General features: G+C 67.9%; 24 protein-coding genes. 12 read left to right on the forward strand and 12 right to left on the reverse strand.

The features are described 5' to 3' along the window. Positions 1–83: 83 nt before the first annotated feature. On the reverse strand, positions 84–290 hold the full coding sequence (locus ACTJKY_RS05915) for a hypothetical protein (protein WP_440844806.1): 207 nt from the start codon (positions 288–290) through the stop codon (positions 84–86). A gap of 53 nt (positions 291–343) precedes the next feature. Continuing rightward, positions 344–2026, reverse strand: coding sequence for a diguanylate cyclase domain-containing protein (locus ACTJKY_RS05920; RefSeq protein WP_440844807.1), 1683 nt, complete (start codon positions 2024–2026; stop codon positions 344–346). Positions 2027–2118: 92 nt separating this feature from the next. Here ACTJKY_RS05920 and ACTJKY_RS05925 point away from each other — a divergent pair, with 92 nt between their 5' ends. Continuing rightward, entirely contained in the window at positions 2119–3324 is a 1206-nt protein-coding gene (locus ACTJKY_RS05925; protein WP_440844809.1) for a DUF418 domain-containing protein, read from the forward strand. Positions 3325–3343: 19 nt separating this feature from the next. Here ACTJKY_RS05925 and aguB read toward each other — a convergent pair whose 3' ends face one another. The 7 genes from aguB to queG form a co-directional block, all read right to left on the reverse strand. After that, positions 3344–4192, reverse strand: a complete 849-nt coding sequence (gene aguB, locus ACTJKY_RS05930) for an N-carbamoylputrescine amidase (RefSeq protein ID WP_440844810.1) — start codon at positions 4190–4192, stop codon at positions 3344–3346. Between the two features lie 8 nt (positions 4193–4200). Next, positions 4201–4335: a hypothetical protein gene (locus ACTJKY_RS05935; RefSeq protein WP_440844811.1), complete on the reverse strand. Its 135-nt coding sequence runs from the start codon at positions 4333–4335 to the stop codon at positions 4201–4203. A 33-nt stretch (positions 4336–4368) separates the two neighbouring features. Beyond that, on the reverse strand, positions 4369–4551 hold the full coding sequence (locus ACTJKY_RS05940) for a hypothetical protein (RefSeq protein ID WP_440844812.1): 183 nt from the start codon (positions 4549–4551) through the stop codon (positions 4369–4371). Next, on the reverse strand, positions 4548–5525 hold the full coding sequence (locus tag ACTJKY_RS05945; RefSeq protein WP_440844813.1) for an agmatine deiminase family protein: 978 nt from the start codon (positions 5523–5525) through the stop codon (positions 4548–4550). The genes ACTJKY_RS05940 and ACTJKY_RS05945 overlap by 4 nt, the downstream gene beginning before the upstream one ends. 543 nt (positions 5526–6068) lie before the next feature. Further along, a complete protein-coding gene (locus tag ACTJKY_RS05950; RefSeq protein ID WP_440844815.1) occupies positions 6069–7703 on the reverse strand; it encodes a M28 family metallopeptidase in 1635 nt (544 codons plus the stop codon). A 106-nt stretch (positions 7704–7809) separates the two neighbouring features. Then, complete coding sequence (gene rpsD, locus ACTJKY_RS05955; RefSeq protein ID WP_440844816.1) at positions 7810–8424, reverse strand: 30S ribosomal protein S4; 615 nt, start codon at positions 8422–8424, stop codon at positions 7810–7812. Positions 8425–8571: 147 nt separating this feature from the next. Continuing rightward, positions 8572–9717, reverse strand: coding sequence for a tRNA epoxyqueuosine(34) reductase QueG (queG, locus tag ACTJKY_RS05960; protein ID WP_440845241.1), 1146 nt, complete (start codon positions 9715–9717; stop codon positions 8572–8574). A 42-nt stretch (positions 9718–9759) separates the two neighbouring features. Between queG and ACTJKY_RS05965 the strand changes: the two genes are divergently transcribed. Both ACTJKY_RS05965 and ACTJKY_RS05970 read left to right on the forward strand, forming a co-directional pair. After that, positions 9760–10686, forward strand: a complete 927-nt coding sequence (locus tag ACTJKY_RS05965; protein WP_440844818.1) for an ABC transporter ATP-binding protein — start codon at positions 9760–9762, stop codon at positions 10684–10686. Then, on the forward strand, positions 10683–11897 hold the full coding sequence (locus tag ACTJKY_RS05970; RefSeq protein ID WP_440844819.1) for an ABC transporter permease: 1215 nt from the start codon (positions 10683–10685) through the stop codon (positions 11895–11897). The genes ACTJKY_RS05965 and ACTJKY_RS05970 overlap by 4 nt, the downstream gene beginning before the upstream one ends. Before the next feature lie 317 nt (positions 11898–12214). Here the strand turns inward: ACTJKY_RS05970 and ACTJKY_RS05975 are convergent, their stop codons facing one another. Next, entirely contained in the window at positions 12215–12478 is a 264-nt protein-coding gene (locus ACTJKY_RS05975) for a hypothetical protein (RefSeq protein ID WP_315381006.1), read from the reverse strand. Positions 12479–12531: 53 nt separating this feature from the next. On the opposite strand from ACTJKY_RS05975, the gene rpiB reads away from it, so the two are divergent. From rpiB to ACTJKY_RS06005, 6 genes are all read left to right on the forward strand, one after another. Then, positions 12532–12984 carry a ribose 5-phosphate isomerase B gene (gene rpiB / locus ACTJKY_RS05980; RefSeq protein WP_440844820.1) on the forward strand — a complete coding sequence of 151 codons (453 nt, stop codon included), beginning with the start codon at positions 12532–12534 and terminating at the stop codon, positions 12982–12984. Then, the gene (gene glyA / locus ACTJKY_RS05985; RefSeq protein WP_440844821.1) at positions 12981–14288 is read left to right on the forward strand and encodes a serine hydroxymethyltransferase; all 1308 of its coding nucleotides are present in this window, start codon (positions 12981–12983) and stop codon (positions 14286–14288) included. The genes rpiB and glyA overlap by 4 nt, the downstream gene beginning before the upstream one ends. Then, positions 14289–14750 (forward strand): transcriptional regulator NrdR, encoded by a 462-nt coding sequence (gene nrdR / locus ACTJKY_RS05990; protein ID WP_064311935.1) that lies wholly within the window; start codon positions 14289–14291, stop codon positions 14748–14750. It abuts the gene before it with no gap. Further along, the gene (locus ACTJKY_RS05995; RefSeq protein WP_440844823.1) at positions 14747–15469 is read left to right on the forward strand and encodes an RNA methyltransferase; all 723 of its coding nucleotides are present in this window, start codon (positions 14747–14749) and stop codon (positions 15467–15469) included. Before nrdR ends, ACTJKY_RS05995 begins: the two co-directional genes overlap by 4 nt. Before the next feature lie 200 nt (positions 15470–15669). Continuing rightward, positions 15670–15879: a hypothetical protein gene (locus tag ACTJKY_RS06000; protein WP_440844824.1), complete on the forward strand. Its 210-nt coding sequence runs from the start codon at positions 15670–15672 to the stop codon at positions 15877–15879. Between the two features lie 103 nt (positions 15880–15982). Beyond that, positions 15983–16867, forward strand: coding sequence for a DUF3829 domain-containing protein (locus ACTJKY_RS06005; RefSeq protein WP_440844826.1), 885 nt, complete (start codon positions 15983–15985; stop codon positions 16865–16867). Positions 16868–16942: 75 nt separating this feature from the next. Here the strand turns inward: ACTJKY_RS06005 and ACTJKY_RS06010 are convergent, their stop codons facing one another. Both ACTJKY_RS06010 and ACTJKY_RS06015 read right to left on the reverse strand, forming a co-directional pair. Next, on the reverse strand, positions 16943–18664 hold the full coding sequence (locus ACTJKY_RS06010) for a DEAD/DEAH box helicase (protein ID WP_440844827.1): 1722 nt from the start codon (positions 18662–18664) through the stop codon (positions 16943–16945). Positions 18665–18732: 68 nt separating this feature from the next. Beyond that, positions 18733–18981: a hypothetical protein gene (locus ACTJKY_RS06015; RefSeq protein WP_440844828.1), complete on the reverse strand. Its 249-nt coding sequence runs from the start codon at positions 18979–18981 to the stop codon at positions 18733–18735. 76 nt (positions 18982–19057) lie between these two features. Between ACTJKY_RS06015 and ACTJKY_RS06020 the strand changes: the two genes are divergently transcribed. From ACTJKY_RS06020 to ACTJKY_RS06030, 3 genes are all read left to right on the forward strand, one after another. Then, the gene (locus tag ACTJKY_RS06020) at positions 19058–19270 is read left to right on the forward strand and encodes a hypothetical protein (protein ID WP_125974100.1); all 213 of its coding nucleotides are present in this window, start codon (positions 19058–19060) and stop codon (positions 19268–19270) included. 209 nt (positions 19271–19479) lie between these two features. Next, on the forward strand, positions 19480–21252 hold the full coding sequence (locus tag ACTJKY_RS06025) for an SLC13 family permease (protein ID WP_440844830.1): 1773 nt from the start codon (positions 19480–19482) through the stop codon (positions 21250–21252). A 13-nt stretch (positions 21253–21265) separates the two neighbouring features. Continuing rightward, entirely contained in the window at positions 21266–22243 is a 978-nt protein-coding gene (locus tag ACTJKY_RS06030) for a quinone oxidoreductase family protein (RefSeq protein WP_440844831.1), read from the forward strand. Positions 22244–22383 lie beyond the last annotated feature (140 nt).

Genomic DNA, 22383 nt, shown 5'->3' on the forward strand with positions numbered 1-22383 from the left:
CGCGGTTTTTCATGCACAGGCGGACGTGTCGCGCGGCGTGCGCGTTCCGTCTCTACGGCAAATTCCGAGGTTGGTTCCGCGCCTTAATGCGCGAGACGACCGCTCCAGGTGACCAGCACCGAAACGGCCAGCACGCCGAGATCGACCGCGGCGTGGACCTGCTGGGGCGCGGTATCGCCGACGCGGTGCATCAGCAGCTCGAAATTGGCATGCGGGGGCGAGGGGCGCGTGATCGCGACGAGCAGCGCGACGGCTCCGGCAACCAGCAACAAGCGCTTGTGACGCTGCATTTTCCCCATTCTCCCTGCGCGCAATGTACATGCGCGGGTGCAGGCAGGCAAGATCAGGCCGCGTCCAGTCGCAGCGCCCGGGCACGGTCTCGGCCAGCGGCCTTGGCCTCGAACAGCGCCGAGTCGGCGCAGCGGTACAGGGCCTTCCAGTCGCGATCGGTCGCCAGCGTGCCGTTGCAGGTACCGATGCTGGAGGTGATCGACATGTCGAACGGCATCCGGATGCGGCGCAGGCTGGCGAGCAGCGCCTCGGGTTCGATCCGCTGGGCGGCGGGGGTAAGCAGGGCGAACTCCTCGCCGCCCATTCGCGCGATCAGCACGGGATCGGGCGCGGCGTGGCGTAGCGCGGCGGCGAACAGGCGCAGCACCTCGTCGCCGCCATCATGCCCAAGCGTCTCGTTGACGCGCTTGAAATGATCAATGTCGACCAGCAGCAGCTGCTGGTCCTCGGCGCGGCCGATCGCCCGGTGGAGAAAGGCTCGGCGGTTGAGCAGGCCGGTGAGCGGGTCGATGTCCGCCAGCTTGCGCGCAACCACTTCGCGGGTGATCGCCGCGTCGCGCTCGTCGCGGAGGAACTTGATCCGATACGCCACGGCCAGCGAGGAGACCAGCGCCTCCAGCCCCATCGACAGGATGGTGGAGTTGTCGATCCAGAAGTTCCACGGGACGATGTGCAGCGCGGCACCGATCCGTATCGCCGCCAGTAGGATCGGCGCGCTCCAGGCGATGGCGAACAGCCAGAGGAAATTGGAACGCTGTCTCCAGGCGCCCCAAAGGGTGGGGACCACGATGGCGAGCAGCCCGGCAAAGGCCAGCGAGTAGAGCAGGTCGGCGATGCGCAGCTGCACCGCGCCGAACACGGCCACGGCCACGGCCGACAGCGGCACTGCCATCGCCGCGATCCGGCTGGCCCGATCGAGCCAGCGCGGCATCGCCTGCTCTGCGAAGAAGCTGCGGGTGAACAGCGCCGCTGCACCCCCGGCCAGCCCGATGAACAGATAGTTGAGCCGAATTCGGTCGTTGTTGGCCACCATCGGCGCGACCCAGGTCAGGGCGCCGGAGGAGGTGAAGGTATAGCCGAGCAGCGCGCCCAGCAGCAGGCAGTAATGGAGCTGGAAGCGATGCCGCATCGCGCACCAAAGCGCGAAATTGTACACGATCAGCGCCGCCGCCATGCCGGCAAAGGCGGCATAGAGTCCGGCAAGTACCAGATTGGCGTGCTCGCTTTCGCGATGGGTGGCGATGCGCAGTCCGGTGGCGATCCCGCGAAGATTGGCGGCGCCTTCGACGTGGAACAGCACGCGCACGAGCGCCGGATCGCGCACCGGCACGGGCAACTCCGCCACCGCGCCCAGCTGGATCAGCGGGCTGATGCCCCGTCCGTCGCTCTGCCAGCTGCGAATTGCGCCGTCGGCGTAGTAAAAGCGGATCGCCAGCCGGCCCTGCCAGAGGCTGGCAAAGCGCAGCGCAAGCGGCACGGCGAAGGTCGAGCGCTGGTCGATCGTCGTAGAGATCGCCCAGAAATCGCCGGAACCGAATCGGTGCTGCGGCGTCGTACAGTCGAACCGTTCCGGGTGCCGGATCAGTTCGTCTTCCCGCTGCCCCGTGTCCGCCAGCAGGCACACGCCAAGCGGTTGACCGGCAACGCCCGCTTGGGCATGTGCCGGGGGCACGATGCACGTGAGCACCGCGACGAGCGCGATGCAGAGCAGCCGGCGGGATAGGGCGCTAACCATGATGGCGTGGCTACGCCTGTCGGACAAAGAAGACGTAAATGAGGCCGATGCCGGGCACTGCTGACACTGCCGGAGCGTCTCGCAACCATTCCGTGGAACCAGGACCGGGCGGCCGGGCGGCCGCGCCTGCCAACCGGCTAGACGTTGTCGACGTGCTGCGCGGCTTTGCGCTGATGGCGCTGTTCCTCGTCCATGTCATCGAAAGTTACGAGCTGTTCTGGGCGGGCGAAAAACCCGGTCTGATCACCGACGTCGTCTTTGCACTGTTCATGGGAAAGAGCTTCTCGCTGCTGGCGCTGTGCTTCGGATTCAGCTTCTTCATCCTGATGGACCGGGCGGCGCAGCGGGGGCAGGACTTTACCGCGCGTTTCGCCTGGCGGCTGCTGCTGCTCGAAGGCATCGGCTTCCTGCATTCGCTGATCTATCGCGGCGACATCATGCAGACGCTGGCGGCGATCGGCTTCCTGCTGCTGTTCTTCAACCGGATCCGCAGCAATGCGGTGCTGCTCGGCGGGGCGGTGTTCTGCCTGATCGGCCCCAGCCTGATCGTGCAGATGGTCGCCGGCGCGCTGGGGGCGGGCTGGGCCAATGCCCCGGCGCAATCCTCGGTCGATCCGGGCATGCCGGTCTATCTGGGCGGCGACCTTTGGCAGGTGCTGCGGGTGAACCTGTGGGCCGGGCAGCAATCCAAATACTGGTTCTTCCTCGAATATGGCCGGATGGTGCAGATCCTCGGGCTCTATCTGCTCGGGCTGGTGCTGGGCCGGACCGATTTCTTCGGCAACCTTGCCAAGAGCCGCGCCTGGCGCCGTCCTGCGCTGCTGGGTGCCTTGGTGGCCGCGGTGCTGCTCTTCCTCACCCGCGAGCCGCTGCGCGCATGGTTTTCAGGCCTGGGCTTCGGGCTCGGCGCCGACCGCGCCTTCTGGGCGCTGCTCAATATGTGGCTCGACCTTGCAGGCACCGCCTTCTGGGCGCTGCTGGTGATTGCGCTGTACGACGGGCCCGCGCGCCGGCTGGTGCAGCCGCTCGCCGCACCGGGGCGGCTGACGCTGACCTATTACATCCTGCAATCGGCGATCTTCGTGCCGATCTTCTACCATTACGGCCTGGGTAAATATGCCGAGTGGGACGCGGCGACCCGGCTGTGGGTCGCGCTGTTCGCGATCGCGGTCCAGATCGTCGGCGCACACTGGTGGCTGGCGCGCTTCCAGTACGGCCCGATCGAGTGGGTTTGGCGCGCGCTGACCTATCTGCGGCGCGACGTGCCCTTCCGCCGCAAGGCCCCGGCGCGCGGCTGACGCGCCGGGAAAGCCTCGATCAGATATCCTGCACCAGTCGGCCGTACAGCTCCGGCCGGCGATCGCGGAAGAAGCCGAAGGCGGCGCGGTGGCGCTTGACCCGATCGATGTCGAGCGTCGCGGTGATCACGCCTTCTTCCGCCCGGTCCAGCTCGGCGAGGATATCGCCGCGCTCGTCGGTGATGAAGCTGGTGCCGTAGAAGGTCTGGCCATGCTCGGTGCCGACGCGGTTTGCGGCGATCACCGGCACGACGTTGGAGACCGCATGCCCCACCATCGCGCGCCGCCACAGCCGGGCGGTGTCGAGGCTGTCGTCATGCGGCTCGCTGCCGATCGCCGTGGGGTAGAAGAGCAGCTCGGCGCCCATCAGCATCATCGCGCGCGCGGTTTCCGGATACCATTGGTCCCAGCACACCCCCACGCCCAGCTTGGCGCCGGGGCCGTCCCACACCTTGAACCCGGTGTTGCCGGGGCGGAAGTAGAACTTCTCCTCATAGCCAGGCCCATCGGGGATGTGGCTCTTGCGGTAGACGCCGGACACCTTGCCGTCCGGGCCGATCATCGCGAGGCTGTTATAGTGATGCGGGCCATCGGCTTCGAAGAAGCTGGTGGGGATGTGGATCGAGAGCTCGGCGGCGAGCGCCTGCATCGCCAGCACCGCCTTGTGCTCGGTCGCCGGCTTGGCGTTGGCGAACAGGCCCTCGTCTTCGACGCGGCAGAAATATTCGCCCTCGAACAGTTCGGGCGGCAGCACCACCTGCGCGCCGCGGCCGGCCGCCTCGCGGACCAGCTCGGTCACGCGGGCGATGTTGGCGTCGATATCGTTCGAGAAGGCGAGCTGCAGCGCGCCGACGGTAATCTGGGTCATGACGGTCCTCAGAGCGTGATGCCGAACCGGGCGAGCGCCGCGGCGGTCAGGAAATACAACAGGATCGTGAGCGCGATGCCCGCGAGCAGGGCGGGCGTGAAGCCGACCCCGGATCGCATCAGCGCCGGCACGAGCAGGAACATGGGGAGCGACGGCAGCACATACCAGAAGGTCGCCTAGAGATGGGCCGCCACCCGCACCGGATCCTGCGTGTCGCGCCACAGCCAAATGACCCCGAGCAGCGAGATCAGCGGTAGCGACGCGACCAAGGCGCCGACCGCGGGACTGCGCCGGGCCAGCATCGCCACGGCGGCGACGATCAGCCCGGAGAGCAGCGCGCGGACGGCGAAGGCGGTCACCCGAGCGTCGGGATCTGCTGCGAGATGCAGTGGAAGCTGCCGCCGCCCGTGAGGATATGGTCCGCCCGCTGGCCGACGATCGCGCGGCCGGGGAAGATGCCCTGCAGCGTCTGAATCGCAGCCCCGTCGTTGGGCTGGCCGTAGAGCGGCACCACCACGGCGGCGTTGCCGATGTAGAAGTTCATGTAGCTGGCGGGGATCACCTCGCCGTCCTCGTCGAGCACCGCGCCGGGGGAGGGCATCCGCACCACCTCGACGCCGAACGCCTCGGCACGGGCGACCGCATCGGCGTAGATCGCCGCATTGGGATCGTCCTCGGCCGGGGTCGGGATCAGCAGCCGGTTGGGGCCGATGAAGCGGGCGAGATTGTCGACATGGCCGTCGGTATGGTCGTTGGCGAGGCCGTCGCCCAGCCACAGCACGCGGGTATAGCCCAGGTCCGCCGCCAGCTTGGCTTCGATCGCGGCGCGGTCGAGGTCCGGGTTGCGGTTGGGGTTGAGCAGGCACTGTTCGGTGGTGACGCACAGCCCGGTGCCGTCGCCGTCGATCGCGCCGCCTTCGAGCACCCAGCCATGCTTGGCGGTGGCGAGCTGGCGATGCGCGGCGAGGCGTGCGCCGATCGTGTCGTCGCCTTCCAGGTCGTATTTGCCGCCCCAGCCGTTGAAGCCGAAATCCTGCGCGACCTTGTCGCTGGTGAGGATGCCGGCGGTGTCGCGCAGCCAGATATCGCCGAACAGCTCGGTCACGACCTCGGCGGCGTCGCCGGCCATCGCCTTGGCGGCCTCGGCGGCGGCCGCATCGGCGGCAACCAGGATCACGCGCTCGCCGCGGCCTTCGGCATGGACCGCGCGGGCAAAGGCGATCACTTCTTCGCGGGCGGGCTCCAGGTCTTCGACCCAGAGGTCAGCATGGCTGGGAAAGCCGATCCAGACCGCATCGTGCGGCGCCCATTCGGGGGGAGGGGTACGAGTCATGGCGCGGGCTTTAGCTCCGTACGGTACCAGGGGAAAGGTCGGGCAGCGCGGAGGGCGCGCATTCCGCGCGCTGCGGCGATCGGAAATCCGAGGGCATCGCGATCGATTTGGGGTCGCTGGACGGCGTGCGAAGTGCACGAAGTTTAGGCTCGTGCGGATTTGTCGCGGGGTCGAAGTTTACGAAGTTTAGGCTTGTGCGGATTTTTCGCGGGGTCGAAGTTTACGAAGTTTAGGCCCGTGCGGATTTTTCGCGGAGGGCGAAGTTTAGGAAGTTCAGGCGCTCGCGCAGGGGCGCGGCCTGAAGTTCAGGCGGGTTGCCGCGAGTGCCGCCAAAGGCGCAGCAGCGAAGGACTCACCGGTTCAAAGAGCCGATCGAACCTAGCAGGAACCTTGGCTGTAGGACAGCCGCCCGACCCGTTCGCCAGCGGCGGACCGGTCGCGCGGGTCCGCCGGGATTCCTTCGCCTTTCGGCGGCGGAGGCGCCGCGACGGCGCCTCCCTTGGATCCCGGCTTCCTCCGGGTAGGTGCGGCTGGCGTTCGCCGTTACTGCCCCGCCCGTGCCTTGTCGCGGATGCCGCGGAATTCGGCATCCTTGAACCAGTTCGGCCAGCTGCTGCCCTCGGCCAGTTCGCGGCCGAGGCCGTAATAGATCCGCAGGTCCGACAGTGCGCCGTCCCAGTTCCAGTTGGGATCATATTCGTCCTGCGGCTTGTGGTAGCGCTTGTCGGTATAGTCCTCCGCCGCCTTGGCGCCGGCCGCCTTGCCGCCGACCACCAGATCGTCGCCGCTCTCGCCGTACAGCATCGGGACGCCGAGCTTGGCGAAGCTGAAATGGTCGGAGCGATAATAGCTGCCCTTCTCGGGCGTGGACTCCACGCCGATAACCCGGCCTTCGGCGGCGACCAGCGGCTTCACCAGCTCTTCCAGCTCGGACTTGCCCGCGCCGACCAGCACGAAGTCGTTCGCCTTGCCGTGGATGTTGAGCCCGTCCATGTTCACGCCGCCGACGGTCTTGGCCAGCGGATAGACCGGATGCTCGGCATAATATTGCGAGCCGATCAGCCCCTGTTCCTCGGCGGTCACCGCCAGGAACACCATGCTGCGCTTGGCCGGGCCCGCCTTGGCATTGGCCTCGGCAAGCGCCACCAGCCCGGCGGTGCCGGTGGCATTGTCGACCGCGCCGTTGCAGATGTCGTCGCCGTTCACCGGCTTGCAATGGCCGAGATGGTCCCAATGCGCCGAGAACAGCACCACTTCGTCGGGCTTGGCGGTGCCGGGCAGGATGCCGACGACGTTCTTCGAGGCCTGGCGCTTGATGCCGACGCCGAAGCTGGCCGAGGCCTTCACGCCCAGCGGCACCGCCTTAAAGCCCTTGTGCCTGGCCGCCTCGACCAGCGCGGCATAGTTCTTGCCGGCGCTGGCGAAGAGCGCCTTCGCCGCATCCTGCTGGATCCAGCCGATCAGCTGCGACTGGTCGGCGTGGTCGCCGGACGTATCCTGTTCGAGCTTGGGGCCACCCCAGCTGCTCTCCACCACACCCCAGCCATAGGCGGCGGGTTCGGTGTCATGGATGATGATCGCGCCCGCCGCACCCTGGCGGGCGGCTTCCTCGTACTTGTAGGTCCAGCGGCCATAATAGGTCATCGCCCGGCCGCCGAACGGCCCGTCCAACGTCATGGTCTGCCAGTCGGGATCGTTGATCAGGATGACGACCGTCTTCCCCTTCACGTCGAGCCCGGCATAGTCGTTCCAGCCGCGCTCGGGCGCGTTGATGCCATAGCCGACGAACACGACCTCGCTGTCCTTGAGGTCGATCTTCGGGGTGACGCGATAGGTGGAGAATACCGCCTCGCTGCCATAAGCGAGCGACACCGGGGTCTTGCCGCCGGTGAAGGCGAGCTTGCTGGGGCTCTGCACGCTGAGTTCGACCAGCGGCACGTCCTGCACCCACTGGCCCTTGTTGCCGGGCTTGAGCCCCGCCTTCTGGAAGCGCTCAATCAGATAGGCGATCGTCTTGTCCTCGCCCGCCGTGGTCGGCTTGCGCCCCTCGAACGCGTCGGAGGACAGCGTTTGCGTCACGGTCTTCAGCGTGTCGAGCGAGAGGGCGGGGGCGGCGGTCTGCGCCTGGGCGGCGGCCGTGGTCGAGAGCAAGGCAAGGGCAAGCAACGAAAAGCGCATGGAATTCCTCCTGGTGCGCCTGTTCTGCGGATTCGTTTTGGTCCGCACAACGAAAAAGGGCGGCCCCGAAGGACCGCCCCGTTTCTCGTTCCCGAAGGGAGCCGAATTAGCGCGAGTAGAACTCGACGACCAGGTTCGGTTCCATCTTCACCGGGTACGGCACTTCGTCGAGCGTCGGCACGCGGGTGAAGGTGATCTTCGCCGCGCCGTCCGGAGCGACATAGTCGGGGATGTCGCGCTCGGCGAGGCTCTGCGCTTCCATGACCAGGGCCATTTCCTGCGCCTTGCTGCTCAGGCTGACTTCCTGGCCGGGCTTGATGCGGCGCGAACCGATGTTGCACTTCTCGCCGTCGACGCGGACATGGCCGTGGTTGACCAGCTGACGGGCCGCGAAGATCGTCGGAGCGAACTTGGCGCGATAGACGATCATGTCGAGGCGCTGCTCGAGCAGGCCGATCAGGTTCTGACCGGTGTCGCCCTTCATCTTCGAGGCGTCTTCGTACGAGCGCTTGAACTGCTTCTCGGTGATGTCGCCGTAATAGCCCTTGAGCTTCTGCTTGGCGCGCAGCTGGATGCCGAAGTCCGACATCTTGCCCTTGCGGCGCTGGCCGTGCTGGCCCGGGCCGTACTCGCGCTTGTTCACCGGGGACTTCGGACGACCCCAGATGTTTTCGCCCATGCGGCGATCGAGCTTATGCTTGGCGCTGGAGCGCTTCGACATATAAAATCCTTTACCAATTGCTGTGACGTTGACCCGGGCGGCACGCCGTCCTGATCGCGATCCCGGTTTCGCCTGTGCTTCTCTTGCGGGAAAAGCGCAGGGCCACCGCTTCACCGGGGGTGCGGGGCCAATTGCGAAGGGGCGCGCCTAGCGGGGTGGGGCGGGCGAGTCAAGCCCGAGCCATTCGGCGCGAACCTGCGGGTCGGGCTCCTGCGCTGCCCGGGCATCGCTTTCTATCTGCCAGCGGGCCGGATCGAGCCGTTCCAGCGCCCATGCCGCCGCGCCGCGCACGACCGACGCGGGATCGTCGAGCAGGGCCAGCACCGGCGCCACCAGCCGATCGCTGCCGCTGTTTCCCGCCGCGATCAGGCAGTTGCGCACCATCCGATTGCGGCCGATGCGCTTGATCGGGGAGCCGGCGAAGACTTCGCGGAAGCCGGCATCGTCCAGCGCCAGCAGATCGGCGAGATACGGGACGGTTAGCTCGGCACGCGGATGGAAGGCCAGGTTCGCCTGCGCGGCGGCGGCGAACTTGTTCCACGGGCACACCGCCAGGCAGTCGTCGCAACCATAGATGCGGTTGCCGATGCCGTCGCGGAGGTCGCGGGGGATCGGGCCCTTGTTCTCGATCGTCAGGTAGGAGACGCAGCGGCGCGCGTCGATCCGATAGGGGGCCGGGAAGGCACCGGTCGGGCAGGCCGTCTGGCAGGCGTTGCAGGTGCCGCAGCTGCCGCCGCTCGGGCCGTCGGAGGCCAGGTCGAGCGTCGTGTAGATCGCGCCGAGGAACAGCCAGCTGCCATGGCTGCGGCTGACCAGATTGGTGTGCTTGCCCTGCCAGCCGAGCCCGGCCGCCTCGGACAGCGGCTTTTCCATCACCGGCGCGGTATCGACGAAGACCTTCACATCGGCACCCGGCGCCTCGGCGACCAGCCAGCGGGCGAGTTCCTTCAGGCGGCGCTTGACCACGTCGTGATAGTCGGCGCCCTGGGCATAGACCGAGATGCGGCCGACCTCGCCTTCGCTCGCCAGCGCCAGCGGATCCTTGGCGGGGGCATAGCTCATGCCCAGTGCGATGACCGAGCGCACCTCGGGCCAAAGCCCTTTGGGGCTGCCGCGCTGCTCGGCGCGCTCCTCCATCCACAGCATGTCGCCATGCGCGCCCTCGTCCAACCATTTGCGGAGCCGTTCGGCGGTGCGCGGCGCGGCATCGGCATGCGCGATGCCGCAGGCCGCGAAGCCGATCTCCGCCGCCTTCGCCTTCAGCCGTTCTTCGATGGACTTGTCTTGCCGCACGCGCACCCGCTACCACGTTGCGATTGCTAGGGGGAGGCATCGTTGCAGCAACTCGCCGTCAGTGCCTCCGGGCTGGTCAAGCGTTTCGGCGATCGACGTGCCGTCGACGGTGTCGGCATCGCGGTGCCCAAGGGCCTTATCTACGGCGTGCTCGGGCCCAATGGCGCGGGCAAGACCACGACCTTGCGGATGCTGCTCGGCATCATCGAGCCCGACGAGGGCGAGCGGACCCTGCTCGGCAGCCGCCACCCGCGCGACATGAGCGACCAGGTCGGCTATCTGCCCGAGGAGCGCGGGCTCTACCCCAATATGAAGTGTCGCGAGGCGATCGCCTTCATGGGCGCGCTGCGCGGGCTGCCCTGGGCCACCGGGCGCAAGCGGGCAGGGGAGTTGCTCGAAAGCGCAGGGCTGGGCCATGCCGCCGACGACAAGATCCGCAAGCTCTCGAAAGGCATGGCGCAGCTGGTGCAGCTGCTCGGCTCGGTGGTGCACGAACCCGACCTGCTGGTGCTCGACGAACCCTTTTCGGGGCTCGATCCGGTCAACCAGGAGCGGCTGGAGCTGCTGATCCGTGGCCAGCGCGATCGCGGGGCGACAATCCTCTTCTCCACCCATGTGATGGCGCATGCCGAACGGCTGTGCGAGCGCATCTCGGTGATCGCGGGCGGCAAGGTGCGCTTCGAGGGCAGTGTGGACGAGGCGCGCGCCCTGCTGCCGCTCCGCGCCCGCTACACGCCGCACCACGATGCCGACGCGATCGGGCGAATGCTGCCCGCCGATGCGGGGCGCGAGGACGGCAGCTGGCGCTTCACCGTGCCCGATGGCGGCATCGAGGCGCTGCTCGTCCGGCTGATCGACGCGGGGCACGGCATCTCCGGCCTGTCGATCGAGCGGCCGGGGCTGCACGACGCCTTTGTTCGCATCGTCGGCACCGACGCGCTGGCTGACCAGCCGGAGACGATCGCATGATGCCGCGTTTCCTCCGCCAGGCGCTGACCATTGCGCGCCGCGACCTCACTGCGACGGTGATGACGCCGACCTTCCTGCTGTTCCTGCTCAGCCCGCTACTGATGATAGGCTTCGGCATCATCGGCGGGCTAAGCGGCCAGGCCGCGGGCGCTGCCGGGGAGGCGCGGCAGATGCTCGTGGCGATCGTGCCTGCCGGCCAGCAGGAGGGGGTGCGCGCCGCCGACCGGGAACTGCGCAGCGTGTTCACGCGGGACTCCGCCCGGCCGAAGCTGCAGCTGCAAGATCCGCAAGGGGATATGGCGCGGCAGGCGCGGGGGCTGTTCGATTCCGATGCGATCGAAGCGGCGGCGGTGCTGTATGGCCCGCTCGATCATCCCACGGTGCTGCGCCGCGCCGGTGCCGAGGCGGAGGGACGCTATCTCGCCGCGCTCGCCACGCAGGCACTTCGTGCCGAGCATGCACCGGGCATCCGCAGCACCGCGCGCTACGAGACCATCGCCGTCCAGGCGCCGACCGTCAGCGGGCGCGGGCAGGCGGCCTATTTTTCCACCTTCGCGATCTTCCTCGTCACGCTGATGCTGTCGGGCCAGGCGGTGGGGGCGATGGCCGAAGAGCGCTCGAACAAGGTGATCGAGATCCTCGCCGCCGCGGTGCCGCTGGAAAGCGTGTTCTTCGGCAAGCTGCTCGGCGCGTTCGGATCGGCGCTGCTGTTCGTCGCCTTCTGGGGCACGCTGGTCGCCAGCTTGCCGCGGCTGTTGCCGGGGGATGCGGCGGGGATGCTGACCAGCCTGAGCGTCGCGGTGGGGCCGATCTTCCCGCTGCTGCTGATCGGCTATTTCGTGATGGCCTATCTGCTGCAGAGCGCGGTGTTCCTCGGCGTGGGCTCGCTCGCCGCCAGCCAGCGCGAGATCCAGATGCTGTCGCTGCCGATCACCATCTTCCAGTTCGCGATGTTCGGCATGTCCTCCTATGCCGCCGGCAATCCGGAGAGCTGGGTGGCGACCGTGGCGGAGATCGTGCCGTTCAGCTCGCCCATGGCGATGGCGGCGCGGGCGGCGAATGCGCCCGAGCTCTGGCCGCACGCGCTCGCCTTTGCCTGGCAGGCGCTGTGGGTGGCGATCACGCTGACGATCGCGGCGCGGCTGTTCCGGCGCGGGGTGCTCAAGTCGGGAAGCCCGAAGCGCGGGAAGAAGGCGACCTTGCAGGGGTGAAATTGAAACCGAGCACCGTCTGGTGTATATAGGTCTATGCGACTGTCAGGGTTTTCCCTGGTTCACCGGAACCCCCGCCGCTGCAACGGTGGGGGTTCTTCGTTCAGGGGAGACGCTGCAACGCCTCCCCCTCCCGGTACGCTTACTTCTGACGCGCGACTTCGATCACCTTGAGGATCAAGGTGGCGAAGGCGAACAGCGCCATCAGCAGAACGCACACTTCTGCGAGTGTCATGTGCGGTTCCTTGGTTCAGGCAGCGGGATTGCTGCCGACAACCAAGCTATCCCAATTCATTTCGAAGTTGAATCGATCGACCTCAATGCGCCGCGTCGTCGATCGCGTTGCCGGTGCGGTCTACGCCGTTCGCCAGCGCATCGCCGGTGTCGTCCGCGCCTTCGCGGATCGCGCGGCCGGCGGCGTCCGCGCGGTTCTCGATCCGATCGCCCAGCCGGTCGGCCGCATTGGCCAGCGAGTCGCCGGTACGATCGAGCGAATTGTCGACGCGGTCCTCGGTGCTCGGCGAGCAGGCCGCAAGGCCGAGTGCCAGCGCGGGAAGCAGAACGGACAGAGTCTTCGGCATATGGTCTCCTGGGTGTCTAGCCAGCGGGCGCACACGCGCGTAGAGGGCGCGCCATGCAACATCGCATCGCCCTCGCCTCGGATCACGCCGCCTACGTAATGAAGGCAGAACTCGCCGATTGGTTGCGTGGCCTCGGCCATGACGTGCTCGATCTGGGCACCAACGGGCCCGAGAGCGTGGACTATCCGGACTATGGATACCGGCTCGGCAAGGCGATCGAGACCGGCGACGCGGCCTTCGGCATCGCGCTGTGCGGATCGGGCATCGGCATCTCGATCGCGGTCAACCGCAACCCTGCCGCCCGCTGCGCGCTCGTCTCCGAGCCGCTCTCCGCCAGCCTTGCGCGCGAGCATAACGATGCCAATGTCATCGCGCTCGGCGCGCGGATGATCGGCATCGAAATGGCTAAGGCGTGCATCACCCAGTTTCTCGAAACGGCTTTCCTCGGCGACCGGCACGTCCGCCGCGTGGAGAAGCTGCGCAACCCCGAAAGGAGCCCCGCATGAGCACCAACCCCGTTACGGCAGGCCTTCAGCCGGATGGCTTCTTCACCAAAACCCTCAGCGAAGTCGATCCGGCGGTGTTCGCCGGCGTCGAGCATGAACTGGACCGCGAGCAGCACCAGATCGAGCTGATCGCCAGCGAGAACATCGTCTCCAAGGCGGTGCTCGAGGCGCAGGGCTCGGTGTTCACCAACAAGTACGCCGAGGGTTATCCCGGCAAGCGCTATTACCAGGGCTGCCACCCGTCCGACGAGGTGGAGCAGCTGGCGATCGATCGCGCCAAGCAGCTGTTCGACTGCGGCTTCGCCAACGTCCAGCCGCACTCGGGCGCGCAGGCCAACGGCGCGGTGATGCTCGCGCTGACCAAGCCGGGCGACACCATCCTCGGCCTCAGCCTCGATGCCGGCGGCCACCTGACCCACGGCGCCCGCGCGGCGATGAGCGGCAAGTGGTTCAACGCGGTCCAGTACGGCGTGCGCCCGGACGATCACCTGATCGACTATGACCAGGTCGCCGCCCTCGCCCGCGAGCACAAGCCGAAGCTGATCATCACCGGCGGCTCGGCCTATCCGCGTCACATCGATTTCGCCCGCTTCCGCGCGATCGCGGACGAGGTCGGCGCGATGTTCATGGTCGACATGGCGCACTTCGCCGGCCTGGTCGCCGGCGGCGTCCACCCGACCCCGTTCGGCCATGCCCATGTCGTCACCACCACCACGCACAAGACGCTGCGCGGTCCGCGCGGCGGCATGATCCTGACCAACGACGAGGCGATCGCCAAGAAGATCAACTCGGCGGTGTTCCCGGGCCTGCAGGGCGGCCCGCTGATGCACGTGATTGCCGCCAAGGCAGTCGCGTTCGGCGAGGCGCTGCGCCCAGAGTTCAAGAGCTATGCCGCTGCGGTGGTCGAGAACGCCAAGGTGCTGGCGGCGACGCTGAAGGAGCGCGGTGCGAACCTCGTTTCGGGCGGCACCGACACGCATCTCGCGCTGGTCGACCTCACCCCGCTGGGCGTGACCGGCAAGGACGCCGACGAGGCGCTGGAGCGCGCGGCGATCACCTGCAACAAGAACGGCATCCCCAACGACCCGCTGCCGCCGATGAAGACCAGCGGCATCCGCGTCGGCTCGCCGGCGGGCACCACCCGCGGCTTCGGCCCGGCCGAGTTCCGCGAGATCGGCAACATGGTCGCCGATGTGCTCGACGGGCTGCGGACCAAGGGCGAGGCGGGCGACGCCGCGGTCGAGGCCGATGTGAAGGCCCGCGTCCGCGCGCTGTGCGAACGCTTCCCGATCTACGGCGGCTAAGTGCGCTGCCCATTCTGTTCCAATGAAGCCAGCCAGGTAAAGGATAGCCGCCCCACTGATGACGGGGCGGCGATCCGCAGGCGCCGGCAATGTGAAGCGTGCGGTGCGCGCTTCACCACCTTCGAGCGTATCCAGCTGCGCGACCTGACGGTCGTGAAGAGCGGAGATCGCCGCGAGCCGTTCGAGCGCGAGAAGCTGATGCGCTCGGTTTCCACCGCCTGCCGCAAGCGGCCGATCCAGCCCGCCCAGATCGAGCGGCTGGTCTCGGGCATCCAACGACAATTGGAGACGACGGGCGAGAGCGAAATCCCCTCCCAACGCATCGGCGAGCTGGTGATGGAGGCGCTCAAAGGCCTGGATTCGGTGGCCTATATCCGCTTCGCCAGCGTGTATAAGGATTTCCGCGAGGCGAAGGATTTCGAGGAATTCGCCGGTAACGTCAGCGAGGTCGGCAAAAGTTGAATTCCCCCGTCATCGTACTCGTCCGCCCGCAGCTGGGCGAGAATATCGGCAAGGCCGCGCGCGCAATGCTCAACTTCGGGCTGGCCGAGATGCGGCTGGTGAGCCCCCGCGACGGCTGGCCGAACCCTTCGGCCGGGCCGGCGGCGAGCGGCGCCGATATCGTGCTGGAGAAGGCGCAGGTTTTCGAGAGCGTCGCCGATGCGGTGGCGGATTGCGCCCATGTCTATGCCACCACGGTGCGCAAGCGCGGCGTGACCAAGCCGGTGGTGACGCCGGAAGTCGCCGCCCGGGAGATCCACGGCGTGCAGGAGCGTTGCGCAATCCTGTTCGGCCCCGAGCGTTCGGGGCTGGCGACCGACGACGTCGCGCTCGCTCGCACGATCATCACCGTGCCGATCAACCCGGAATTCGGTTCGCTGAACCTCGCCCAGGCGGTGATCCTGGTCGCCTATGAATGGTCGAAGCATGTCGGGCTGGAGAGCCCGCCGCTCGTCGACATCGAGCCGCCGGCCCCGCAGGAGGAACTGGACGGGATGATCGGCCAGCTCGACGCGATGTTGGAGGAAGCGGGCTATTATTTCCCGCCCGACCGCGTACCCACGGCCAAGCGCACGCTGCGGACCCTGCTCACCAAGCCGCGCTGGTCGAGCCCCGAGGTGCGCACGATGCGCGGGGTGCTCTCGGCGCTGAGCGGCAAGAAGCGCCACCGGGCGGAGTAAGGGGGACGGCGCCACCTCCGGGGGGCGCTGCCGCAGTCTGGCCATCGGCCGGGGCGAGCCCGAAATTCCCCGTCCGGACCGGCGGGGATCTTCAACCCATCACACATATGCTTGAAATGGATTGAAATTATCGGCAACGGGGCCCCCTTTGTCACAACAAGGGGTCGTAGGTGCGTAAAATATTTCAAGTTCTTTGCGTCGTGCTGGTCGCCGGCGCGGTGATGTTCGGCGGGCGCTGGTATATGTACGTGGCGCGTGCAGCCAGCCCCTATGACGAGGTCGGGATCGCGCTGAACGGCTATGCGCCGAAGCCGATGCGCACTTGGGGCTGTCACAAGTTGCAGGAACGCTTTCCGAGCCAGTTGCCGCCCGTCGGATGCGCCGGACCGGATGGCCGGAGCTGGATCTAACGCTCCCTCGGTTGAAGACGCGCTTTCACGCCGTGCGGAGTCCGACAGCGCTGTCTGATCGCGCCCGCCCGGCCGAACCTTCCCCTGTCCCACAGGAAACGCCATGACATCTTCGAAAACCGCCGCCCTGTTGATCGGCGTCGCCAGCCTTTGCCTGAGCGGGTGCGACAAGATCGCTGCATCCAGCGACAAGAACCAGAGCAGCGCCGCCGCCGGCACCGCCGCTGCCTCGACCCAGCTCGATGCCTATATCAGCGCGCATAACCGGCTGATCGGCACGTTCGGCTTCTACGAAAAGGCGGCCAAGTATCGCGAAGCCGATGTCGCCCACGCATCGACCGACGGCCAGTTCCTGGTGGACGCCGGCTGGATCGACAAGGGCATCGACGAGTTGAAGCAGGCCCGCGCCCTGGCCGGCGCGCCGGCCGACCTCAACGCTGCTGCCGATGCGCTGATCGCATCGATGACCAAGGTCCAGAAGCATCTGGCCGAGCTGGCTCCCTATTATACCAGCAAGGCCTATATGGACGACAATCTGGCACGTGGGCGCAAGGAAGATGCCCAGATGCTGGCCGAGATCGACGCGGCCGACGCGGATCTCAAGCGGTTCAGCGACCTGATCGATCGCGAGTCGGTGAAGCGCGATACGGCGGTGCTGGAGAAGCTGAAGGCCGAGGGGAAGGTGCTCGACTACAACAGGCGGCTGGCGATGTTCCACGCCAATGCACTGATCTCGCGGTTCACTACCGCCAAGGCGCCGGATGCGGCGCTATTCCAGCGCGCCGATGCGGATCTGGCGATCATCGAGCCGGCGATCGCGGCCGCGCGCGCCGAAGCGTCCAAGGCCGGCGAGAAGGAGCCGCCCGAACTGCATTTCCTGTCGTCGATGCTCGGCAGCTACCGGTCGTTCAAGAAGGACCACCGTCCGTTCAACGCCGAGATGATGCTGGGAAGCTATAATCACGCGGTAGAGGCGGCGAACTGGTAACCGGCCTGGCCGGGGTTCGATGCAATGCCGGCTGACGCAGCGCCCCCTCCGCATCGGGAGGGGGCGCTGCCGATATCAGCGGGCGCGGGGCGGGCCCTTGCGGAAGCCGCCGGGCTTGCCGTTGGCGTTGCTGCGGTTCGGCGGACCACGACGCGCCGGACCATCGGCACGGGCGCCGGGCTCCGGCGCTTCGGTCGACCGCTCGATCCGGATGCCGTCATCGTCGTCGCCCGCGGTGCGCGCGAACTTGTCGACCGCGGCCGCGAACTTCGCCGCCAGCGGTGCCGGGATCTGGAAGTGCGTTTCGTTCGCCGCGATGCGGATCGCGCCGACTTCGTTGCGGGTGATGTGCCCGCGGCGGCAGATCAGCGGCAGGATCCAGCGCGGATCGGCGTTCTGGCGACGACCGATGTCCATGCGGAACCACACGGTATCGTCGAAGCCGGGGCGGTGACGCTCCTGCTGGGCGGCGCGGCGGGCCTCCGGCGTCGCTTCGATCAGCTCTTCCGGCTCGGGCAGCTGCGAGCGGTGCGCACGCACTAGCGCCGCAGCGATCTCGGCCGGGGTCTTCTCGGCGAGCAGGCGCTCAGCCAGTGCCACGTCCTCTTCGTCCGTCTCGATCGGCTGGAGCAGCGCGGCGATCAGCCGCTCGCGATCCGCGGCGCGGATCTGTTCGACGGTCGGGGCTTCGATCCACACGGCCGGGATGCGCGCGCCGTGCAGCATCTGCTCGACGCGGCGGCGGCGCGGATAGGGGACGATGAGGACCGCAGTGCCCTTCTTGCCCGCACGGCCGGTACGGCCCGAGCGGTGCTGGAGCGTCTCGGCGTCGCGCGGCAGTTCGACATGGACCACCAGCGTCAGCGTCGGCAGATCGATACCGCGGGCGGCAACGTCGGTGGCGACGCAGACGCGGGCACGACGATCGCGCAGCGCCTGCAGCGCATGGTTGCGCTCGGACTGCGAATGCTCGCCGGAAAGGGCGACGGCCGCGAAGCCGCGCTCCATCAGGCTGGCATGGAGGTGGCGGACATTGTCGCGCGTCGCGCAGAACAGGATCGCCGTCTCCGCCTCGTGCAGGCGCAGCAGGTTGATCACGACATGCTCGATATCCGCCGGCGCGACGGTCACCGCCTGGTAGCTGATGTCGCCGTGGCCGCGATCGTCGCTCTTGGTGGTGATCTGGAAGGCGTTGTTCTGGTAGCGCTTGGCCAGCGCCACGATCGGGCGCGGCATCGTCGCCGAGAAGAGCAGCGTGCGGCGGCCTTCGGGGGTCGCATCGAGAATGGCTTCCAGCTCTTCGCGGAAGCCCATGTCGAGCATCTCGTCGGCCTCGTCGAGCACCGCGACGCGCAGGCTGGAGAGGTCGAGCGCGCCGCGCTCGAGGTGATCGCGCAGACGACCCGGCGTGCCTACGACGATGTGCGCGCCGTGGTTGAGCGTGCGGCGCTCCTTCGAGGCGTCCATGCCGCCGACGCAGGTGGCGATGCGCGCGCCGGCCGGGCTGTACAGCCAGATCAGCTCGCGGCTGACCTGCAGCGCGAGTTCACGCGTCGGCGCGATGATGAGGGCGAGCGGCGCGCCGGCGGGCGGCAGCATCTCTTCGCCGGCGAGCAGTTCGGGCGCCATGGCGAGGCCGAAGGCGACCGTCTTGCCCGAGCCCGTCTGGGCGGAGACGATGAGGTCGCGGCCCGCGGCCTGGTCTTCCAGGACGGCGGACTGAACGGGAGTCAGCGTGGAATAGCCACGCTGTTCCAGCGCCTCGGCGAGGCGCGTCGGTAGATTCGAAATAGACATTGAGACCCTAAAATTGGGGCTACGCGCGGCGCACCGCAAGCCCGATACAGTGTTGCAGGCGCGCCCCTCTAACCTCGCGCGCGATCGATAAGCCAGACGGCGAGCGTGAGGGTGAACCCCACTGCCAGCCCGGCCAGCAATCCCACCGTCGCTTCTCCGCGTAGGGCCCCGGCCACTGCGCCGACGAGAATACTCGCCGTCAACAGGAAGCCGCCGGCCATCGGCGTGCGCGAAGGGGTGGACTGCATGGTGCCCCTTGCCACGAATCTGCGCGAAGCGCCAGCCTTTGCCATGGTTTCCCGATCGTTCACCAGCATCGTCCACCGGAGCGGAAGGGAAACTGGTGTATCAGGTCGGCACGGGCCGGGGGGCTGCCCCTGTGTTGGAGTTGCAATGGACGTCTACCCCTATCTGAGCGATCGCGACGAAGTGCACGACGCGGCCGACCTGATTCGGCGCTTCGGCCATGCGGCCTGCGGGGAGGCCGCGGCGCGTGCCGAGGCGAGCCGGGATCTCGGCAACGTCATCCACTTCTGCCGCTGGCGCCAGATCGAACGGCTGGTGGTGCTGCTGTCCGTCCCCAAGGTGCTGGGCACGGTGCATTGAGGCCCTAAGATCCTCCCCCGGAGGGGGACCGCCCGCAGTGCGGTGAAGGGGTATCCCGGTCGGCGATGGCGGGAATCCTCGCCAGCGGGGACACCCCTCCGTCAGGCCTGCGGCCTGCCACCTCCCCTTGCAGGGGAGGATCGTCTAGGCTCCGGACCCAACCCTGCATCACCGCGTTAGCTTCCTCGCACTCCTTCCGCGAGGTACGCTTGACCACACCCCAGATCCTGTCGCTCGTCGTGCTTGCCGGCATGATGCTGCTCTTCGTCTGGGGAAAGCTGCGCTACGACATGGTGGCGGTGCTGGCGCTGCTCGCGGCGCTGGCGGTGGGGGTGGTGAAGCCGAAGGAGGCCTTCACCGGCTTTTCCGATGACATCGTCATCATCGTCGCCTCGGCGCTGGTGCTTTCCGCCGCCGTGCAGCGCTCGGGCGTGATCGAGCGGGCGATGCTGCTGCTCCAGCGGCGGGTGACGCGGGTGCGTTCGCAATTGCTGCTGCTCTGCGCCAGCGTCGGCTTCGCCTCGGCGCTGGTCAAGAATATCGGTGCGCTGGCGATGATGATGCCGGTTGCCTTCCAGATGGCCAAGCGCTCCAAGGCGTCGCCCGCCACCTTCCTGATGCCGATGTCGTTCGCCTCGCTGCTCGGCGGGCTGATCACGCTGATCGGCACCTCGCCCAACATCATCGTCAGCCGGGTGCGCGAGGAGATGACCGGCAAGCCCTTCGGCATGTTCGATTATGCGCCTGTGGGGCTGGGGCTGACGCTGGTCGGCCTGGTGTTCCTGCGCTTCGCCTATCGGCTGATCCCGCGCGACCGCCGCGCCGCGCCGACGCTGGGCGAGGCGATGGATATCGAGGACTATGTCACCGAGGCGGCGGTGCCCGAAGGATCCGAAGCGGTCGGCGAGACCGTCGCCGAGTTCCGCGAGCGCCACGATCACGCGGTCGCAGTGACGACGATCCTGCGCGGCGGCATCCGCAGCACGCCCTTCCCGGACAACAAGCTGCGCGCCGAGGACGTGCTGATCCTCACCGGCGCCCCGGACGACCTGGAGCGGGTGATCGCCACCGACGCGCTGGTGCTGGAAGGGCAGGATCGCGCCCAGCCTGAAGGCAACACCAGCGAAGTCGGCGTGATCGAGGCGGTGATCGGCACCGACTCCACGCTGATCGGCCGCACCGCCGGGCGGCTGGGCCTGCACGAGCGCTTCGGGGTGAACCTGATCGCGGTGTCGCGCCAGGGCGAGCGGCTGTCTACCCGGCTCGGCGAGATTGAGCTGCGCGCGGGCGACGTGATCGTGCTGCAGGGTCCGCTCGACCTGCTGTTCGAGCGATTGGGCGAGCTCGGCTGCCTGCCGCTCGCGCAGCGCGAGCTGCGGCTGGGCAGCGCGCGCAAAGGGCTGCTGCCGCTCGCAATCCTCGGCGTGGCGATGGCGGCGACGGCGACCGGCTATGTCCCCGTGGCGGTCGCATTCTTCGCGGCGGCGGGGCTCACCATCCTGCTCGGCGCGCTGCCGGTACGCGAGGCCTATGAGCATATCGAATGGCCGATCCTGGTGATGCTCGGCGCGCTGATCCCGGTGAGCGATTCGCTGCGCACCACCGGCGCCAGCAAGATCATCGGCGACCAGCTCGGCCACATCGCCGCGACGCTGCCGCCCTGGGGCGCCGTCGCGATGATCCTGGCGGCGGCGATGGCGGTGACGCCGTTCCTCAACAATGCCGCGACCGTGCTGGTGATGGCGCCGATCGCCGCCACCTTCGCGGGCGAGCTCGGCTACCGGCCCGAGGCGTTCCTGATGGCGACCGCTGTGGGCGCGGGCTGCGACTTCCTCACGCCGATCGGCCACCAGTGCAACACGCTGGTGATGGGGCCGGGCGGCTACAGGTTCGGCGATTACGCGCGGCTGGGCGCACCCTTGTCGTTGCTGGTGCTGCTGATAGGCACGGGACTGATCATGGCCGTGTGGCCGGTGCATTGAGGATGGAGTTTCGATGGAACAGATGATTCGCTTCGAGCAGACCGGCGGTCCCGAAGTGCTGCAATGGGTCGAGGTCGACCTGCCCGCGCCCGGCCCCGGCGAGGTGCGGCTGCGCACGCAAGCGGCGGGGCTCAACTTCATCGACGTGTACCACCGCACCGGTGTCTATCCGGCGCAGCTGCCCTCGGGCATCGGTGTGGAAGGCGCGGGCGTGATCGAGGCGGTGGGCGAGGGCGTCACCGGCTTCGCGGTCGGTGATCGCGCGGCGACCTTCGGGCCGGCGCTGGGCTCCTATGCCACCGCGCGCAACCTCAAGGCCGAGACCCTGTTCAAGCTGCCCGAGGACATCAGCAGCGAAACCGCCGCGGCGGTGCTGCTCAAGGGCTGTACGGTAGAATTCATGGTCGAGCGCGCAGCCAAGGTGCAGGCGGGCATGACGGTGCTGGTGCACAGCGCGGCCGGCGGGGTCGGGCAGATCGCGGTCGGCTGGCTGAAGGGCATCGGCGCGACGGTGATCGGTACGGTGGGCCATGAGGCCAAGGTCGACAAGGCGAAGGCGGTCGGCTGCGACCATGTGCTGCTGTCGCGCGGGCAGGAGGATGTCGCGGCGCGGGTGCGCGAGATCACCGACGGCGCAGGCGTGCCGGTGGTGTTCGACGGGATCGGCAAGGCAACCTGGGAAGCCTCGCTGGGGTCGACGGCGCGGCGCGGGCTGATCCTCAGCTATGGCAATGCCAGCGGTTCGGTGGAGGGGGTGAAGCTCGCCACGCTCAACCAGCACGGCTCGCTGTTCGTCACCCGGCCCAAGCTGTTCGATTACTATGTGACGCCCGAGGAGCGGCAGGCCGGCGCGGCGCGGCTGTTCGAAATGCTGGAGAAGGGCGCGGTGAAGCCGGAGATCGGCCAGCGGTTTGCGCTGCAGGACGCCGCCGAGGCGCACCGCGCGATCGAGGGTGGGCAGACGACCGGGTCGACGATCCTGCTGCCGTAAACGGAGCTGCGCCGCTCCAGTCTGCGCTCCCCTTCCGCTTGCGGGAGGGGACGGGGGAGGGGCTGAAACCCAGCAGCGCTTCTTCCACGTCGGTCCCTCCCCCAGCCCCTCCCGCAAGCGGGAGGGGTGCTTAGCGGGGG

It is taken from the genome of Sphingomonas sp. 22176, assembly GCF_052045505.1.
Lineage (GTDB): Bacteria > Pseudomonadota > Alphaproteobacteria > Sphingomonadales > Sphingomonadaceae > Sphingomonas.

Excerpts from the sequence above, each read along its gene's own strand:
- ACTJKY_RS06030 (WP_440844831.1), top strand. The coding sequence starts at position 21,266 with ATGGAACAGATGATTCGCTTCGAGCAGACCGGCGGTCCCGAAGTGCTG.
- ACTJKY_RS05920 (WP_440844807.1), bottom strand. The coding sequence starts at position 2,026 with ATGGTTAGCGCCCTATCCCGCCGGCTGCTCTGCATCGCGCTCGTCGCG.
- ACTJKY_RS05935 (WP_440844811.1), bottom strand. The coding sequence starts at position 4,335 with ATGTTCCTGCTCGTGCCGGCGCTGATGCGATCCGGGGTCGGCTTCACG.
- glyA (WP_440844821.1), top strand. The coding sequence starts at position 12,981 with ATGAGCACCAACCCCGTTACGGCAGGCCTTCAGCCGGATGGCTTCTTC.
- rpiB (WP_440844820.1), top strand. The coding sequence starts at position 12,532 with ATGCAACATCGCATCGCCCTCGCCTCGGATCACGCCGCCTACGTAATG.
- ACTJKY_RS05975 (WP_315381006.1), bottom strand. The coding sequence starts at position 12,478 with ATGCCGAAGACTCTGTCCGTTCTGCTTCCCGCGCTGGCACTCGGCCTT.
- aguB (WP_440844810.1), bottom strand. The coding sequence starts at position 4,192 with ATGACCCAGATTACCGTCGGCGCGCTGCAGCTCGCCTTCTCGAACGAT.
- ACTJKY_RS05950 (WP_440844815.1), bottom strand. The coding sequence starts at position 7,703 with ATGCGCTTTTCGTTGCTTGCCCTTGCCTTGCTCTCGACCACGGCCGCC.
- ACTJKY_RS06020 (WP_125974100.1), top strand. The coding sequence starts at position 19,058 with ATGGACGTCTACCCCTATCTGAGCGATCGCGACGAAGTGCACGACGCG.
- ACTJKY_RS06005 (WP_440844826.1), top strand. The coding sequence starts at position 15,983 with ATGACATCTTCGAAAACCGCCGCCCTGTTGATCGGCGTCGCCAGCCTT.
- ACTJKY_RS05970 (WP_440844819.1), top strand. The coding sequence starts at position 10,683 with ATGATGCCGCGTTTCCTCCGCCAGGCGCTGACCATTGCGCGCCGCGAC.
- rpsD (WP_440844816.1), bottom strand. The coding sequence starts at position 8,424 with ATGTCGAAGCGCTCCAGCGCCAAGCATAAGCTCGATCGCCGCATGGGC.
- ACTJKY_RS05945 (WP_440844813.1), bottom strand. The coding sequence starts at position 5,525 with ATGACTCGTACCCCTCCCCCCGAATGGGCGCCGCACGATGCGGTCTGG.
- ACTJKY_RS06015 (WP_440844828.1), bottom strand. The coding sequence starts at position 18,981 with ATGCTGGTGAACGATCGGGAAACCATGGCAAAGGCTGGCGCTTCGCGC.
- ACTJKY_RS06010 (WP_440844827.1), bottom strand. The coding sequence starts at position 18,664 with ATGTCTATTTCGAATCTACCGACGCGCCTCGCCGAGGCGCTGGAACAG.
- ACTJKY_RS05915 (WP_440844806.1), bottom strand. The coding sequence starts at position 290 with ATGCAGCGTCACAAGCGCTTGTTGCTGGTTGCCGGAGCCGTCGCGCTG.